The following is a 15,161-nucleotide window of genomic DNA, read 5'->3' as shown; positions in this document are numbered from 1 at the left end:
GTGAATGGACCAGGTGAAAGGGGAGCGATGCAGAGTTTTCGAAAGTCCGACCAGACCACTTGCCGGCGCCTTTGCCGGGGGTGACAACTTAACGTTGATGATGATGGGAGAGTTGTGAAATGACGATAAAAGAAAAGATGAACAAGCGCGATTTCCTGCGCAAATCCATCCTGACGGGAGCCGGCGCAGTCGGTGCGACCACCTTGGCCGCGCCCTACGTGAAGGCGCAGGCGCCGATCAAGTGGCGCCTCCAGACCTATGCCGGCCCGGCGCTGGCCGAGCATGTGTGCAAGACCGGTGTGGATGCCTTCAACAAGGCCGCGCATGGCGAGATGGAAATCGAGATGTACACGGCCGACCAGCTCGTGCCGCAGGGCGAGTTGTTCCGCGCCGTGCAGGCGGGCACCCTCGACGCAGCACAAAGCGACGACGATTCGGCTGCGGCTCCGGTCGATGTGCGCGTGTTCGGGGCCTATTTCCCGCTCGCTTCTCGCTATTCGCTCGACGTGCCGGCGCTTTGGCACTGGCATGGACTCAAGGAAGTCTGGGAAGAGGCCTATGCGGAGATCCCCGGCGTCACCTGGCTTTCGACCGGCGCGTGGGATCCGTGCAACTTCGGCACCACCAAGCCGATCAAGTCGATCGAGGATTTGAAGGGCCTGCGCGTCTACACCTTCCCGACGGGTGGCCAGTTCCTGTCGAAGTTCGGCGTGGTGCCGGTGTCGTTGCCCTACGAGGACGTGGCGCCTGCGATGCAGACCGGCGAACTGGATGGTGTGTGCTGGTGCGGTATCACCGAAATGCACACCGTCGGCTGGGCCGATGTGTTGAAATACTTCCTCACCAACCCGCTGTCGGGCGCCTGGGCCGGTTCCTACTTCGTCAACACCGACAAGTGGAAGGCAGTGCCGGAGCATCTCCAGCAACTGTTCATGATGTCCATCGACACCTCGCACTACTACCGCCAGCATTGGTACTGGGCAGGCGAGGCCAAGTACCGCAACGAAGGCAAGCTGGAACTCACGACGATTCCTGAATCCGAGTGGAAGCAGGTCGAAACCGAGGCCGTCAAGTTCTGGGACGAGGTGGCCAGCCAGAGCCCGCGCTCCGCGAAGGTGGTCGAGATCATCAAGAAGTACAACGAGTCGATGGTCAAAGCCGGCGCGCCGTATCGTTACAGCTGAGTCGGTTCTGGATTGAAAGTACAAGCCGGCCGCTTCGGCGGCCGGCTCTCGTGTTGAAACCCGATGCGTCAAGGGTGGCGTTGGAGCGGAAAAAGAATGGCCGGAAATCTTTCATTCGATCAGTTGAAGAAGCTGGTGGCGTCAGGCGACATCGACACGGTGCTGACGGCTGCCGTGGACATGCAGGGCCGGTTGATCGGCAAGCGATTCCTGGCCCAGTTCTTCGTCGAGTCCGCACATGACGAGACGCATGGCTGCAACTATCTTCTGGCCGACGACATCGATATGGAGCCGGTTCCGGGCTACAAGGCGGCAAGCTGGTCGAAAGGCTATGGCGACTTCGTCATGAAGCCGGACCTTGCCACCATCCGCCTCGTTCCTTGGCTGGAAAAAACCGCGCTGGTGCTGTGCGACCTGCTTGACCATCATACCCACGACGACCTGCCGCATTCGCCGCGCGGCATCCTGAAGAAGCAGATCAAGCGCCTGACCGACCGCGGCTACATGGGCTATTTCGCCTCCGAGCTGGAATTCTACCTGTTCTCCGAAACCTACAAATCGGCGCGCGCCAAGCACTGGCAGGACCTCGATACGGCTTCGCCGCATATTGGCGACTATCTGATCGGCATCACCACCAAGGAAGAAGGTTACATGCGCCGGCTGCGCAACGACATGAATGCGGCCGGAATTCCGATCGAGAACTCCAAGGGCGAGTGGGGGCCGGGGCAGGAGGAGATCAACGTGCGCTATGCCGAGGCGCTCGAAATGGCCGACCGCCACGTCTTCCTCAAGAACGGCGCCAAGGAGATCGCCGACATCGAGGGCAAGGCGGTTTCCTTCATGGCCAAGTACAATTACGGCCTCGCCGGAAATTCCAGCCACATCCACAATTCACTGTGGAGCGCCGACGGCAAGACGCCGCTATTCTTCGACAAACAAGCACCGTGGACGTTGTCGGAACTCGGCCAGCAATGGTCGGCAGGGCAGCTCAAATACGCCAGGGAATACACGCTGCTTTTGGCGCCCTACATCAATTCGTACAAGCGATTCCAGTCCGGCACTTTCGCACCGACCAAGATCATGTGGTCGGAAGACAATCGCACCGCCGGCTTCCGGCTGTGCGGCGAAGGCACCAAGGGCATCCGCATGGAGTGCCGCATCGGCGGTGCCGACCTCAATCCCTATCTCGCCTTCGCGGGTCTGATCGCGGCGGGGCTCGCCGGCATTGACGAGAAGCTGGAACTGCAAAAGCCGTTCGTCGGCGACGCCTACCAGGCATCGCGGCTGCAGGACGTCCCGAAAACGCTGCGCGATGCCACCGAAGCCATGGCAAAGTCGAAAATGCTGAAAGAGGCTTTCGGCGAGGACGTTGTCGAGCACTACGTGCATACGGCGCGCTGGGAACAACTCGAATACGACCGCCGCATCACCGATTGGGAACTGCATCGCGGTTTCGAGCGGTACTGATTGATCAACGACAATGGGCAGCAACGCCTCCCGCGCTGCCCGCAAACTCTGACTGAAGGACAAGGACGATGACCGAAACGGTCAAGCTCAAATCTCCCATCGACGGCTCGATCTATGTCGAGCGGCCAGTCGCAACGGACCAGGCCATCAATGCCGCAGTCGAGCGCGCGCGCGCCGCACAGGTCGCCTGGGCGCAGACCTCGATCGCCGAGCGCGGCAAGTACATGCTGGCCATGCTGGAAGCATTGGTCGCCATGACCGACGAGATCGTGCCGGAGATCGCCTGGCAGATGGGGCGTCCGGTGCGCTATGGCGGCGAATTCGGCGGCGTCAAGGAACGCGTCGGCTATATGGTCGAGATTGCCGAACAGGCTTTGAAGCCGGTGCTGGCGTCCAATCCGAAGGATGGTTTCCGCCGCTATGTGAGGAAGGACCCGCTTGGCGTCGTCATGGTCATCGCGCCGTGGAACTATCCCTATTTGACCGCCGTCAACACCATCGTTCCGGCGCTGATGGCCGGCTCGACGGTGATCCTGAAACATGCGGCGCAGACGTTGCTTGTCGGCGAGCGTTTTGCCCAGGCCTTCGACAAGGCCGGGCTGCCGAAGCATGTGTTCCAGAACCTCGTTCTCAACCACGCCCAGACCGAGAAACTGCTTGGCTCGGGCAAGATCGACCACGTCAATTTCACCGGTTCTGTCGGTGGCGGCCGCGCCATCGAGAAGGCTGCGGCGGGCACCTTCATGACGCTTGGGCTCGAACTTGGCGGCAAGGATCCGGCCTATGTGCTGCCCGATGCCAGGCTCGACCATGCGGTAGCCAATCTGGTCGACGGCGCCTTCTTCAATTCCGGCCAGTGCTGCTGCGGCATCGAGCGTGTCTATGTGCACGAGAAGGTCTATGACGAATTCGTAGAGGGCTTCATTGCCGAGACAAAGAACTATGTCGTCGGCAATCCGCTCGAACAGGCGACCACGATGGGACCGATGGCGCAGGCGCGCTTTGCCGACCTGATCCGCGAGCAGAAGGCCGAAGCGCTGCGCAAGGGCGCCACGGCACACGTCAACATGAAGGTCGATCAGGACAAGGCCGGTTCGCCCTATCTCGCACCGGAAGTCCTGACCAATGTCGATCACCAGATGAGCGTCATGCGCGAGGAAAGTTTTGGCCCGATCGTCGGCATCATGAAGGTGCGCAATGACGAGGAGGCCATCGCCTTGATGAACGACAGCCCCTACGGGCTGACGGCCTCGCTCTGGACCAGCGATACCGATCGTGCCGTCGCCATCGGTGACCGCGTCGAAACCGGCACCGTGTTCATGAACCGCTGCGACTATCTCGATCCGGCGCTGGTGTGGACCGGGGTCAAGGACACCGGCAAGGGCGCCGCCCTTTCGGCCATCGGCTACGACAACCTGACAAGGCCGAAATCCTATCACCTGCGCGAAACGATCTGATTTTCGAAAGAACAAGACATGTCCAAGCTCGTCTCCAAATGGAATTACCCCACCACCGTTCGCTTCGGCGCCGGCCGCATCAAGGAACTGCCGGAGGTGCTTGCCGCCACCGGCATCAAGCGGCCTTTGTTCGTCACCGATCCGGGCCTGGCCAAGCTGCCGGTCGTCGCCTCGACGCTGAAGATCCTCGACGACGCCAAGGTGCCTTACGGAGTCTTCTCCGACGTCAAGCCGAACCCGGTCGAGTCGAACCTCACCGCGGGCATCGTCGTCTTCAAGAAAGGCAAGCATGACGGCGTCATCGCCTTCGGCGGCGGCTCGGCGCTCGATCTCGGCAAACTGATCGCATTCCAGGCCGGCCAAACCCGCCCGGTCTGGGACTTCGAAGACGTCGGCGACTGGTGGACGCGCGCCAATGCCGACGTGATCGCGCCGATCATCGCGGTGCCCACCACTGCCGGCACCGGCTCGGAAGTCGGCCGCGCCGGCGTCATCACCAATGAAGAGACCCACACCAAGAAGGTCATCTTCCATCCGAAGCTGCTGCCGGAAATCGTCATCGCCGACCCCGAATTGTCGGTCGGCATGCCGGGCTTCATCACCGCCGGCACCGGCATGGATGCGCTCGCCCACTGCCTCGAAGCCTATTGCGCGCCCGGCTATCATCCGATGGCCGACGGCATCGCGGTGGAAGGCATCCGGCTGGTGTTCGAGAACCTGCCCAAGGCCTTCGCCAACGGCAAGGATCTGACCGCGCGCGCCAACATGATGGCCGCCGCCGCCATGGGCGCCACCGCCTTCCAGAAGGGGCTCGGCGCCATCCATTCGCTGTCGCATCCGATCGGCGCGCTCTACGACACCCACCACGGCATGACCAATGCCGTGTTCATGCCTTACGTCATCGCCTTCAACCGTGACGCCATCGAGGAGCGCATCGTTCGCCTTGCCGCCTATTGCGGCATCAAGGGCGGCTTCGACGGTTTCGCCAAGGCCATCATCAAGCTCAGGAAGGAACTCAAGGTTCCGCATGCGCTGCCGGGCCTCATCAAGGGGCTCGACATGGACAAGAAGCGCAAGGGCCTGATCGCCGACATGGCCGTTGTCGATCCAACCGCCGGCGGCAACCCCGTCAAGCTGACCAAGAAGGCGGCGCTTGGCCTGCTCGAAAACGCCATCGAAGGCACGATCTGACCACCGGCAGGTAACCCGAAAGTGAACAAAAGGGTTAGGCAGGAAGCCAAATAATTAGCCGGAAAAACAAGCTCTGGCTAATTGCTTCAATCGCTTAAAAAGAGTTAGATTTTCGTACTGCGGCGGGTTGGCTTCATTTGGGTTTCATCTAACCGTCACATGAACCCGATACCGCGTCGCAGGCGTCTTACGGCGTCAGTTCAACGGAGAGAACCCAATGTTCAAGTTTACGGGAAAGGTACTTTCCCTTACGGCGGCCACCCTCATGGTGACCTCTGCCATTTCGTCCGCCCAGTCGATGGACGAACTGGTTGCCGCCGCCAAGGCGGAAGGTCAGCTCACGACCATCGCCTTGCCGCATGATTGGTGCGGCTATGGTGCAGTCATCGATGCCTTCAAGCAGAAGTATCCGGAAATCACCGTCAATGAACTCAATCCCGACGCTGGCTCCGGCGACGAGATCGAGGCGATCAAGGCCAACAAGGACAACAAGGGTCCGCAGGCGCCCGACGTCATCGACGTCGGTCTCTCCTATGGCCCGCAGGCCAAGGCAGATGGCCTGATCCAGCCCTACAAGGTGTCGACCTGGGATTCGATCCCCGACAGTGCCAAGGATGCCGAGGGCTACTGGTACGGCGATTACTACGGCGTTCTCGCTTTCGAGGTGAACAAGGACCTCGTCAAGGAAGCGCCGAAGGACTGGGCGGACCTGTTGAAGCCCGAATATGCAAACTCGATCGCACTGGCGGGTGATCCGCGTGCTTCGAACCAGGCCATCCAGGGCGTCTACGCCGCCGGCCTGTCGAAGGGCGCTGCCGCTGGCGAGGCTGCCGGCACTTCCGGGCTCGAGTTCTTCAAGGAACTCAACGCCAAGGGCAACTTCGTGCCGGTCATCGGCAAGTCGGCAACGCTTGCCCAGGGCCAGACTCCGATCCTGATCACCTGGGACTACAACGCCCTTGCGGGTCGCGATACGCTGAACGGCAATCCGCCGATCGACGTCGTCGTTCCTGCCACTGGCGTTGTCGCGGGCGTCTACATCCAGGCCATCAGCGCCTATGCGCCGCATCCCAATGCAGCCAAGCTGTGGATGGAGCATCTCTACTCCGACGACGGCCAACTCGGCTGGCTGAAGGGTTATTGCCACCCGATCCGCTTCAACGATCTGGCCAAGAACGGCAAGATTCCGCAGGAGTTGCTCGACAAGATGCCGCCGGCCGCTGCCTATGAACAGGCCGTGTTCCCGACGCTCGACGAACAGGCCGCTTCCAAGGAAGCGATCACCAAGAACTGGGATACGGTGGTCGGCGCCAACGTCCAGTAATTGACCACATAATCCGGGCGGCTTGACGGCCGCCCGGCCTCTCAAACGGTAGCCGGCGCATGAGCGATCTCAGCCTTACCAATCCGGCGGTTGCCGGCAAGACGGCTCCTCCAGCCGGGGCCCGCGGTTTCAGGCTGCCGACCCAATGGCTCGGCGTGGCGCCGTTCTTCATTTTCGCGCTGATGTTCCTGATCTTGCCGACAGGCTATCTGATCGTCGGCGCCTTCCAGAACGATGCCGGCGAATACACGCTGGAAAACATCGTCGCGCTGTCGCAGCCGTCCATCCTCGCCGCCTACTGGATATCGATAAAGGTCAGCCTCGCCTCGGCCCTGATCGGTGCCTTTGCCGGGTTGGCCATCGCCATTGCCATCGTGCGCGGGGGCCTGCCCAATTGGGTGCGCGCCACCACCCTCACCTTTTCCGGTGTCGCCTCGAATTTCGCCGGCGTTCCGCTGGCTTTCGCCTTCCTCGCCACGTTGGGCCGCCTCGGCCTCGTCACCGTCATCCTCAACACCGTGTTTGGCGTCAACCTTTATGCCCACGGCTTCAACATACTGTCGTTCTGGGGCCTGACGCTGACCTATATCTACTTCCAGATCCCGCTGATGGTGGTCATCATCACGCCGGCCATCGACGGCATCAAGCGCGAATGGGGTGAAGCCGCCGCCACGCTCGGCGCAACCCAGTCGCAATATTGGCGCATGGTCGTCATCCCGGTGCTGTGGCCGAGTTTCCTCGGCACGGTCATCTTGTTGTTCGCCAACGCCTTCGGCGCCATCGCCACCGCCTATGCGCTCACCGGTTCGTCGCTCAACATCGTGCCGATCCTGCTCTATGCGCAGATCCGCGGCGACGTCCTGCACAACCCGCATCTGGGTTACGCGCTGGCCTTCGGCATGATCTTCATCACGGGCCTCGCCAACATCTTCTACATCTGGTTCCGGACCCGTAGCGAAAGGTGGCTCACATGAAGTCGGGACGCTTCTGGGCCTGGGTCACCTTCATCCTGGGCGCCGCCTATTTCTTCATCCCGCTCATCGCGACCGTGGAATTCTCCATGCGCATGCGGCGCGGCACCTATTCCTTCGACGCCTACAAAGTCGTGCTTGGCGACGACCGCTTTCAGGCGACGTTCGGCTATTCCGTCATCGTGGCCGTGTTCACCATTCTGCTCGGCGTGCTGATCGTGGTGCCCACCGCCTACTGGATCAGGCTGCGCATGCCGCATCTGCGGCCGGTCGTCGAGTTCATCACGCTGTTGCCGCTGATCATTCCGGCCATCGTCATCGTGTTCGGCTATATCCGCATGTATGGCTCCAACTCGCCCTTGCCCTTCCTTGGTTCGACGCGAGGGACCGACGCCTTGCTCATCATCGGCTACGCCATGCTGGCGCTGCCCTTAATGTATCGTGCCGTCGATACCGGGCTCAGAACCATAGACGTGCGCACGCTGACCGAAGCGGCGCAAATCCTCGGCGCCGGCTGGGCGACCATCATCGGCCGCATCATCCTGCCCAATGTCCTGATCGCGGTTCTGTCCGGCGCTTTCCTCACCTTCGCCATCGTCATCGGCGAATTCACCATGGCAAGCCTGCTCAACCGGCCGGCGTTCGGCCCTTATTTGCAGAACATCGGTGCCAACCGGGCCTACGAGCCGGCGGCGCTCGCCATCATCGCCTTTGCCATAACCTGGGGCTGCATGTCGGTCATCCAGGTGTTGTCGCGCTTCGCCCCAAAATCGGCTAACCATCGGAACTGACCTGGAGATACTGACCCATGGCCGATCCATTTCTCAGCATCCAGAGCGTCAACAAGGCGTTCGGCCAGACCACGGTGGTGGAAAACTTCAACCTCGAGGTCGAAAGAGGCGAGTTCGTCTCGTTCCTCGGGCCGTCCGGCTGCGGCAAGACCACCGTGTTGCGCATGGTGGCCGGCTTCGAGGAGCCGACCGGCGGCCGCATCTTCGTCGGTGGCAAGGACATCACCTTTCTCAAGCCGAACCAGCGCAATGTCGGCATGGTATTCCAGGCCTATGCGTTGTTTCCCAACCTGACGGTGGCGCAAAACATCGGCTTCGGCCTCAAGGTCGCCGGCGTTCCGAAAGCAGAGGCCGATGCGCGCGTTGCCGAAATGCTGGAGATGATCAAGTTGCCGCAGTTCGGCGACCGTTACCCCTATCAGCTCTCCGGCGGCCAGCAGCAGCGCATTGCGCTCGCCCGCGCTTTGGCGCCGAAGCCGAAGCTGCTTCTGCTCGACGAGCCGTTGTCGGCACTCGACGCCAAGGTGCGCGTGTCGCTGCGCGAGGAGATTCGCGCCATCCAGAAGCGACTCGGCATCACCACCATCTTCGTCACCCATGACCAGGAAGAGGCACTGTCGATCTCCGACCGCATCGCGGTCATGTATAGCGGCAAGGCCGAGCAGGTCGGCACGCCGTTCGAGATCTACAACCGGCCGGCCACCAAGTTCGTCGCCAATTTCGTCGGCACGCTGAACGTGCTTGAAGGCACCGTCAGTGACGCCGGTGCGGGCAAGGTCAGGGTCAATAGCGAAGAGATCGCGCTGAAGGGCAAGCTCAACGGTTCGAAGACCGGGGACACGCTCTCCCTGGCGCTCAGGCCCGAAGCCATTTCGCTGGGACGCCGGCCCGGGAACGACGCCAGCCTGTCCGGGGAAATATCGGACGTTCATTTCCTCGGCTCAGTCATTCGGGTTCGGGTTGGCGTCGGCGAAAACAGCATTTCGCTCGACACTTTCAACAGCCCCACGACACCGCCCCCGGCGGTCGGCGAAAAGGCCGAAATCAGCTTCTCATCCGGCGACGTTCTGGTCCTGCATTAGAGCCTTTCATGGCTACATGGATCATTCTGTTTCTCGGGCGCCGCCCGGAAACCCGAAGGGTGGGCCGGATTGGGCAAAATCCGTCGGCCTTCGTCTCGACCGCAGCACCAGTGCCGCGTCAGAAAAACCCTGCTTAGGTCAATCCGGTTTCCGGCGCAGTACGCTGAACTGGAACGCCTGCCTCGATCCCCATGGCGTCGTGTGGACATGGCGGCGGGAGCCAACGGGTTCAAATGCAGCACCGATCGTTTCAGCAAGCGCTTGCGGATCGTAGCGCATCACGGACAGGCCGCTGCAACGCTCGGGTCCGTCCGGCGCAAATGTGGCGATTATGGCGTGGCCGCCCGGCGCGAGCGCCGACCGGAGTTTGTCGATATAGGCTTCCCGATCGGCAGGTTCGGTCAGGAAGTGAAAAGCGGCACGGTCGTGCCAGACGTCATAGCTGCGCACCGGCATCCAGCGCGTCACATCGCTGACGATCCAATCGACCTGCGCTGCGCTTTTGCCGAGACGCGCCTGAGCCGTTTCGATGGCGGCCTGCGATATGTCCAGCACGGCGACCGATTTCCAACCCTCCAGCAATAGTGCATCGACGAGGCGCGAAGCCCCGCCACCGATATCGATCAGCGAAGATGTCCGTCCGGCCCCGGTCTGCGCAATCAGTTCCAGCGACAGCTCCGGTGTTTCCTCGAACCAACTGACGCCCGTTTCACCCTTGGCGAGGTATGCCGAATTCCAGTGCCGTTCTCGTTCATCCGTCACTGCGGCACTGTTACTATCCGGTGTAGAAGGCATGGCGGCACCCTTGCCAGAATGGCCCTGTCGTCAGTTTAACGCCTGCGGGTGATTTAAGACAGATTTTAAAACCGGCGTGCTGCAAAGTCTGGCCCGCTCTCGATTGGTTGAAGGCGTAGTGTAGCGCTGATCTTGCGGCCTGCCGCCGTTCGCAAACCGAAGCGCAACCTCTCCGCTTCGTCATCCCGGAATTCTCTTTCGAGCGGAGCGGGATGGCAATGTCCGGGATCCATTCCGTGACGAAGCGGCAGCCTATCTACGGTGCGGAATGGGGATCAAACAGCCCGGTAACTTCGCCAAGCCATTGATTGCGCTTGCTATCGCAAGAACATTCATCCACGCCCTCTCAATCCCTTCCATACTCCGCCCATCGCTTCTGCGGGAAACTCGGTGCGCACCGGGTATCGAGGGGAAGTGTGCGGCTGGGTGATGAGCCCCCAAGTCCGGGCCTCGACTGGGCCAGCGGGCCGCATTGAAGCGGCAGCGCCCCCCGGTGAGGCAAGACCACCGGACGGGCGGCCGCAAGGTCGCATTACTTACTAAACGAGCGTCCGAACGGCCGCCCGTCTTCCCGACCTTTCGCGCAACAAGCAGAGGTCAGTTCTTTGACAATGGCCAGACGGCAAAGCCGGGCGTGGCAACCATACAGCACGAACTCCGACAGCCGTCTGGTCATCCGGGGTCCCCGCCAGCGACGAGCGTAGCGAGCGAGCTTAAGAGCAATTCCAGGAAAAGTGGGAATCGGTTTTCCGTTCGGAATTGCGAAACCAAAAAACCAGCGGGGCAAAGACGCTCAGACGGCAATGCCGGGCGTGGCGATGATGAAACGCGCCCGTCAATAACGGCGCCGGGCGGGCCCGCTTCAGACGATGCGGCCTTCGGTGGCGGGATCGAAGAACACCGCCTTGGCCAGGTTGAAGGCCAGCGGCGTATCCGTGCCCGGCCGGATGCTCGCGTCGGCGCGCAAGCGCGCCACCACGCCCTTGCCGCCCAGATTGGTCACCGCGAAAGTGTCGGAACCCGCCGGTTCGACGACCTCGATATGGCAATCGGCCGTGGCGATGTTGGTGGCGTTGCGCTCGGCGCCTTCCGGATCGGTCAGGGCTTCCGGGCGAACCCCGAACACCACCGGCTTGCCCTTGAATGCGGAAAGGCCGTTCGGTGCATTGGCCAAAGGCAGGATGATGGGTGTGCGCGCCTCGCGTTCGAGGACGATGCTGAGATCGCCGCCACTGCCGCCGACCGTGGCCGGGATCAGGTTCATGGCAGGAGAGCCCATGAAATCGGCGACGAACAAATTGCCGGGGTTGTTGTAGATTTCCGCCGGCGTGCCGAACTGCTGCACCTCGCCGTCACGCATCACGGCGATCTTGGATGCCAGCGTCATTGCTTCGATCTGGTCGTGGGTGACGTAGACAATCGTCGTGCCGGTGGCGGCGTGCAGGCGTTTGATCTCGATGCGCATGTCGACGCGCAGCTTGGCGTCAAGGTTCGACAGGGGTTCGTCGAACAGGAACAGCTTGGGATCGCGCACCAGCGCGCGCCCCATGGCGACGCGCTGCCGCTGGCCGCCGGACAATTGCGAGGGCTTGCGTTGCAACAGATGCTCGATCTGCAGGGTCTTGGCGACCTTGGCCACGGCCACCTCGCGTTCGGCTGCGGCAATGCCGCGCATCTCCAGGCCGAAGGCGATGTTGCCGGCCACCGTCATGTTCGGATAGAGCGCGTAGCTCTGGAAAACCATGGCGATGTCGCGCTTGGACGGATGCAGGTCGTTGATCGCCCGCCCGTCGACGCGGATCTGGCCGGAGGTGACCGTTTCCAGCCCGGCAATGGTGTTGAGAAGCGTGGACTTGCCGCAACCCGATGGCCCGACCAGAACGAGGAAACCACCCTTTTCCAGTTCGAGATCGATGCCTTTGAGGATTTCCACCGAGCCGAAACGCTTCCTCAGCCCGTCGATCTCAAGAAATGCCATGGCTCCATCCTCTCGGCGACTGGGCGTCTCGACATTGGCGCGACTACCCCGGCGCACAAACAATAGGACCTGTTGCCGGCTTTGCGCAACGCCTCTTCAATCGGTTTAAATGCTTTGCGACTAAAGAACGATGGCAAGCAGATGCATAAGGCAACCTTGGTTGCGGCGAGGCGTTGAGCGTTTTTGGGGCTCAGCCGGTTGCTCGAAAGCCCGAATTGCCAATGAAGATAGAGCCTTGAGCACATGGTGCCGCAAACGATATCTGCGAAAGCTTGTTTGTCCCATTCGCAGCAGCGGCGAATCGCCGGTGGTTCGCCCTTTGCGGGCTGTTTTTCTCAATATCTTCAAGGGATTGGATGGTGGGCGTAACAGGGATTGAACCTGTGACCCCTACGATGTCAACGTAATCAGAGATCGCAAAAAGCCCGGTATTCTGCGGTTTACCGCCTGCAACCCCTTGAGAACCGGGGGCGAACGTCGGTAGAACGAAAGCGGTCCAACGTGCAAGGAACGTGCAAGAGGAACATACGTTGCGCACTTGTTCACGTTTGGAGCCGGAGCGATTTTTGTCTCTTTGACAGCCCGTTTTGAGATGATTGACGAACAGGGCAGGGCGCTCCATCTATTCCAAGCGGCGGACCTGAAAAGGAACGTCGGGCCGGCGCTGGTTCCCCTCCAAGATCCACAACCGCGTCGGCCACCTTTGAAGGCTCGCTATGTCCGATGACGTATTGCCCCAACGCAAGATGCCGAAGCTCATTGTCGTCATGGCGTTCGACAAGGATGACGACGGCAATCTGCTCACTGCTTTCGGCCCTGCCGATCAGCGGACAGAGGAACGTGCCGTAACGCTGGCTCGCTCACTTGCCGACAAGCACGTCGGCGTCATTGCATGGAGCCGGGAAGCAAATCCCGATCTGGGCGAGTATGGACCGCCCACCACGCTGTTCACTGCAGGCGACGTGCCGGACATGGAGTAAGGCTTGCAGAGGAGAAGCTATGCCCGGTAGAAGGTGGCATGGCAGACATGACAGAACTAGCATCCGAACTCGCCTATATGGCCGAGCATCCCGAACTGTTCACCAAGGAAGAACTGGCAGGCAGGCTGGGAGAGGCCTCAAAGGCCATCAGCAAGGCGCGAACGCTTCGGCGTTACCCAAGCAAGAAGAAACCGGCGGGCAGCGCTTTATGATTGATATGTAGCTCTGGGGGCTTGGGGCATGGTCAAGAAGCCGAAAAATCTGCGCGAAACGGCGGCGCGTCACCGGCTCTGGATTTTGCTGGCTCTTCTGGCGCTGCTCATCCTCTTGGGCGCGCTGGCGAGATAACCCCGCAGCGGCTTGTGATGAGCGGGGAAAGACGGTTAGATCGGCTATGGCGAAGAAACCGCAGACTGACTGGGAGAAAGCCGCCCGCGCGCTGTGCACGTTCGACGGCCACCCCGAGAACATTCTGATGAAATGGCCGGCCTATGTGGATGAGCTACCTTGCTGAAGCAAAAGCCGTGCTGGTGGCGATAGGGCGGTTTGAGGATGTTGAGCCGGAAGGCAACGCCTGAGCTCTCTATGGTCGATATGTGGGGCGACGAACGTAACAATGCCGGAACGGGTATAGAACGACCTGCGGCAACCCATTGGAATGGAAGTAGAAAAAATGTGATCGTGTAACGGATTGTTTATAAGGAACAGTTAGCGTATCTATCACGTTGAAAGTCAGCATGTTCGCAGAGGTGAGAACGGCCTTCTCACGCTCCTGGAAACAGGGAAGTAGCCGCAAGGTGAAGAGATCCGGGACTTGGCATCCGGCTCGAACATGCACAAAACCCCGCCCTGTGCGGGGTTTCTGTTTTAAAGCTCGAAAAGATGGCCCTTTTTGAGCCGGGAAGTTAGCTTCTTCTCGTCTAGCGGATATGTGCTTGTCGCAAAATAAATGCCGTTATTTGAAGGCTTTAAATAGATCGACACCAGCACAATAAGGCCGGACGCCCTCACTTCCTTCACCAGTTCAAAGCCATCATTCTTGTGCAAGGGCGACTGGCCGGCATGACTCGGGTTTTGAACGGCGTCCGACAGAAATGGCACGCATGTCATATAGGTTGTCGGGTGCCTGGTGAATGCATGGCGCTGTGCCGGGATACGGAAATGCACTTCACCGTCTGGGAGGACCAGCCCGGCTGCTTTCAGTTGATCGCAAGGGAGGGCACCTAGCACGAGGTGCTTAAATTTGGGAGGCTTCAAGATATGCGTCTCGATTTGATCCGCTGAATCTATTCGCCGACTTATCTAAACGCAACGCCCCTACCCCCTCCCTGGCTCGACCGGGCTTTTTCTTGCGCTCGCTGTCCTATATTGTAGCGGGTGCTGGCCACCCATAGTCAGTGCGGGGCACGGCACGCACCCCCCCCCAAGTCCATAGTGCCGGGCCTCACCTTCTACCATCAACTCAGCCTCGCTTCGGCGGGGCTTTTTTGTGCTTTCATAAAGAGATGATGCGTGTATTTTGTTTTGGTGCAACCTTTCGTGGTGGCATGAATCAAAGCAGCTTGGCCGTCCTTCGGGGCGGCTTTTTTTTGCAGCAGTGAAAAGTAGCCCAGCTTCCGCCATAACAGGTAAAATTGCCAACACCGGCTTTGTGCTTATGACCTGCCGTGCTAAAATTCTCCTCAGGAAGATTATATCCTTGACAGTGAACGAAGCCCCGCCAAACGACGGGGCATTATTTTTAGGGTGAGCACGAGATCACATGAAGCGAAAGCCGAGCAAGACTGGCTTCAACAAGGTGTTGGGAGGAACGTGTCAGGCGAAATGAGAAATTGACCCCCGAACTGTTGGTTTCCACGCGGAACTGAGCCGGTTAGGCGCATAATTTCCATTGAGAATTGAGCCATGTGAACCTTCCCCCAACGCGGTGAGTGGCGGGGG

The 15,161-nt window shown here is 60.4% G+C and carries 13 protein-coding genes; 10 read left to right on the top strand and 3 right to left on the bottom strand.

Annotated features, from left to right (window positions below; all coding sequences use genetic code 11):
- The first annotated feature begins 119 nt into the window (after positions 1-119).
- The 8 genes from ASD64_RS05560 to ASD64_RS05525 all read left to right on the top strand — a co-directional run bounded on the left by ASD64_RS05560 (position 120) and on the right by ASD64_RS05525 (position 9,467).
- Positions 120-1,184, top strand: coding sequence for a TRAP transporter substrate-binding protein (locus ASD64_RS05560; protein WP_056102001.1), 1,065 nt, complete (start codon positions 120-122; stop codon positions 1,182-1,184).
- A 96-nt stretch (positions 1,185-1,280) separates the two neighbouring features.
- Positions 1,281-2,651, top strand: coding sequence for a glutamine synthetase family protein (locus ASD64_RS05555; RefSeq protein WP_056101999.1), 1,371 nt, complete (start codon positions 1,281-1,283; stop codon positions 2,649-2,651).
- 68 nt (positions 2,652-2,719) lie between these two features.
- Complete coding sequence (locus ASD64_RS05550; RefSeq protein ID WP_056101998.1) at positions 2,720-4,108, top strand: aldehyde dehydrogenase family protein; 1,389 nt, start codon at positions 2,720-2,722, stop codon at positions 4,106-4,108.
- An 18-nt stretch (positions 4,109-4,126) separates the two neighbouring features.
- Positions 4,127-5,299, top strand: a complete 1,173-nt coding sequence (locus tag ASD64_RS05545) for an iron-containing alcohol dehydrogenase (RefSeq protein WP_056101994.1) — start codon at positions 4,127-4,129, stop codon at positions 5,297-5,299.
- Positions 5,300-5,516: 217 nt separating this feature from the next.
- On the top strand, positions 5,517-6,623 hold the full coding sequence (locus ASD64_RS05540) for an ABC transporter substrate-binding protein (protein ID WP_056101992.1): 1,107 nt from the start codon (positions 5,517-5,519) through the stop codon (positions 6,621-6,623).
- 59 nt (positions 6,624-6,682) lie between these two features.
- The gene (locus ASD64_RS05535) at positions 6,683-7,597 is read left to right on the top strand and encodes an ABC transporter permease (RefSeq protein ID WP_056101989.1); all 915 of its coding nucleotides are present in this window, start codon (positions 6,683-6,685) and stop codon (positions 7,595-7,597) included.
- Positions 7,594-8,385, top strand: a complete 792-nt coding sequence (locus tag ASD64_RS05530; protein WP_056101986.1) for an ABC transporter permease — start codon at positions 7,594-7,596, stop codon at positions 8,383-8,385. Before ASD64_RS05535 ends, ASD64_RS05530 begins: the two co-directional genes overlap by 4 nt.
- Positions 8,386-8,402: 17 nt before the next feature.
- Complete coding sequence (locus ASD64_RS05525; protein WP_056101983.1) at positions 8,403-9,467, top strand: ABC transporter ATP-binding protein; 1,065 nt, start codon at positions 8,403-8,405, stop codon at positions 9,465-9,467.
- 138 nt (positions 9,468-9,605) lie between these two features.
- On the opposite strand, the gene ASD64_RS05520 is transcribed toward ASD64_RS05525, so the two are convergent.
- Together ASD64_RS05520 and ASD64_RS05515 are read right to left on the bottom strand one after the other, a co-directional pair.
- On the bottom strand, positions 9,606-10,262 hold the full coding sequence (locus tag ASD64_RS05520; protein WP_056101979.1) for a class I SAM-dependent methyltransferase: 657 nt from the start codon (positions 10,260-10,262) through the stop codon (positions 9,606-9,608).
- Between the two features lie 862 nt (positions 10,263-11,124).
- Positions 11,125-12,240 (bottom strand): ABC transporter ATP-binding protein, encoded by a 1,116-nt coding sequence (locus tag ASD64_RS05515; RefSeq protein WP_056101976.1) that lies wholly within the window; start codon positions 12,238-12,240, stop codon positions 11,125-11,127.
- A 716-nt stretch (positions 12,241-12,956) separates the two neighbouring features.
- On the opposite strand from ASD64_RS05515, the gene ASD64_RS05510 reads away from it, so the two are divergent.
- Complete coding sequence (locus tag ASD64_RS05510) at positions 12,957-13,220, top strand: hypothetical protein (RefSeq protein ID WP_056101974.1); 264 nt, start codon at positions 12,957-12,959, stop codon at positions 13,218-13,220.
- Between the two features lie 47 nt (positions 13,221-13,267).
- Positions 13,268-13,432: a hypothetical protein gene (locus tag ASD64_RS20915; RefSeq protein ID WP_156460026.1), complete on the top strand. Its 165-nt coding sequence runs from the start codon at positions 13,268-13,270 to the stop codon at positions 13,430-13,432.
- Between the two features lie 655 nt (positions 13,433-14,087).
- Here the strand turns inward: ASD64_RS20915 and ASD64_RS20910 are convergent.
- Positions 14,088-14,477 (bottom strand): hypothetical protein, encoded by a 390-nt coding sequence (locus tag ASD64_RS20910; protein ID WP_156460025.1) that lies wholly within the window; start codon positions 14,475-14,477, stop codon positions 14,088-14,090.
- Positions 14,478-15,161 lie beyond the last annotated feature (684 nt).

The organism is Mesorhizobium sp. Root157, assembly GCF_001427385.1.
Classification (GTDB): domain Bacteria; phylum Pseudomonadota; class Alphaproteobacteria; order Rhizobiales; family Rhizobiaceae; genus Mesorhizobium.
Note: the sequence above shows the minus strand (reverse complement) of the source record. Positions and strands in the feature narration are given on the sequence as shown.

Coding starts and splice junctions, on each gene's coding strand:
- ASD64_RS05545 (WP_056101994.1), top strand. CDS start 4,127: ATGTCCAAGCTCGTCTCCAAATGGAATTACCCCACCACCGTTCGCTTC.
- ASD64_RS05555 (WP_056101999.1), top strand. CDS start 1,281: ATGGCCGGAAATCTTTCATTCGATCAGTTGAAGAAGCTGGTGGCGTCA.
- ASD64_RS05535 (WP_056101989.1), top strand. CDS start 6,683: ATGAGCGATCTCAGCCTTACCAATCCGGCGGTTGCCGGCAAGACGGCT.
- ASD64_RS05520 (WP_056101979.1), bottom strand. CDS start 10,262: ATGCCTTCTACACCGGATAGTAACAGTGCCGCAGTGACGGATGAACGA.
- ASD64_RS05560 (WP_056102001.1), top strand. CDS start 120: ATGACGATAAAAGAAAAGATGAACAAGCGCGATTTCCTGCGCAAATCC.
- ASD64_RS05540 (WP_056101992.1), top strand. CDS start 5,517: ATGTTCAAGTTTACGGGAAAGGTACTTTCCCTTACGGCGGCCACCCTC.
- ASD64_RS05510 (WP_056101974.1), top strand. CDS start 12,957: ATGTCCGATGACGTATTGCCCCAACGCAAGATGCCGAAGCTCATTGTC.
- ASD64_RS20915 (WP_156460026.1), top strand. CDS start 13,268: ATGACAGAACTAGCATCCGAACTCGCCTATATGGCCGAGCATCCCGAA.
- ASD64_RS05550 (WP_056101998.1), top strand. CDS start 2,720: ATGACCGAAACGGTCAAGCTCAAATCTCCCATCGACGGCTCGATCTAT.
- ASD64_RS05525 (WP_056101983.1), top strand. CDS start 8,403: ATGGCCGATCCATTTCTCAGCATCCAGAGCGTCAACAAGGCGTTCGGC.
- ASD64_RS05515 (WP_056101976.1), bottom strand. CDS start 12,240: ATGGCATTTCTTGAGATCGACGGGCTGAGGAAGCGTTTCGGCTCGGTG.
- ASD64_RS05530 (WP_056101986.1), top strand. CDS start 7,594: ATGAAGTCGGGACGCTTCTGGGCCTGGGTCACCTTCATCCTGGGCGCC.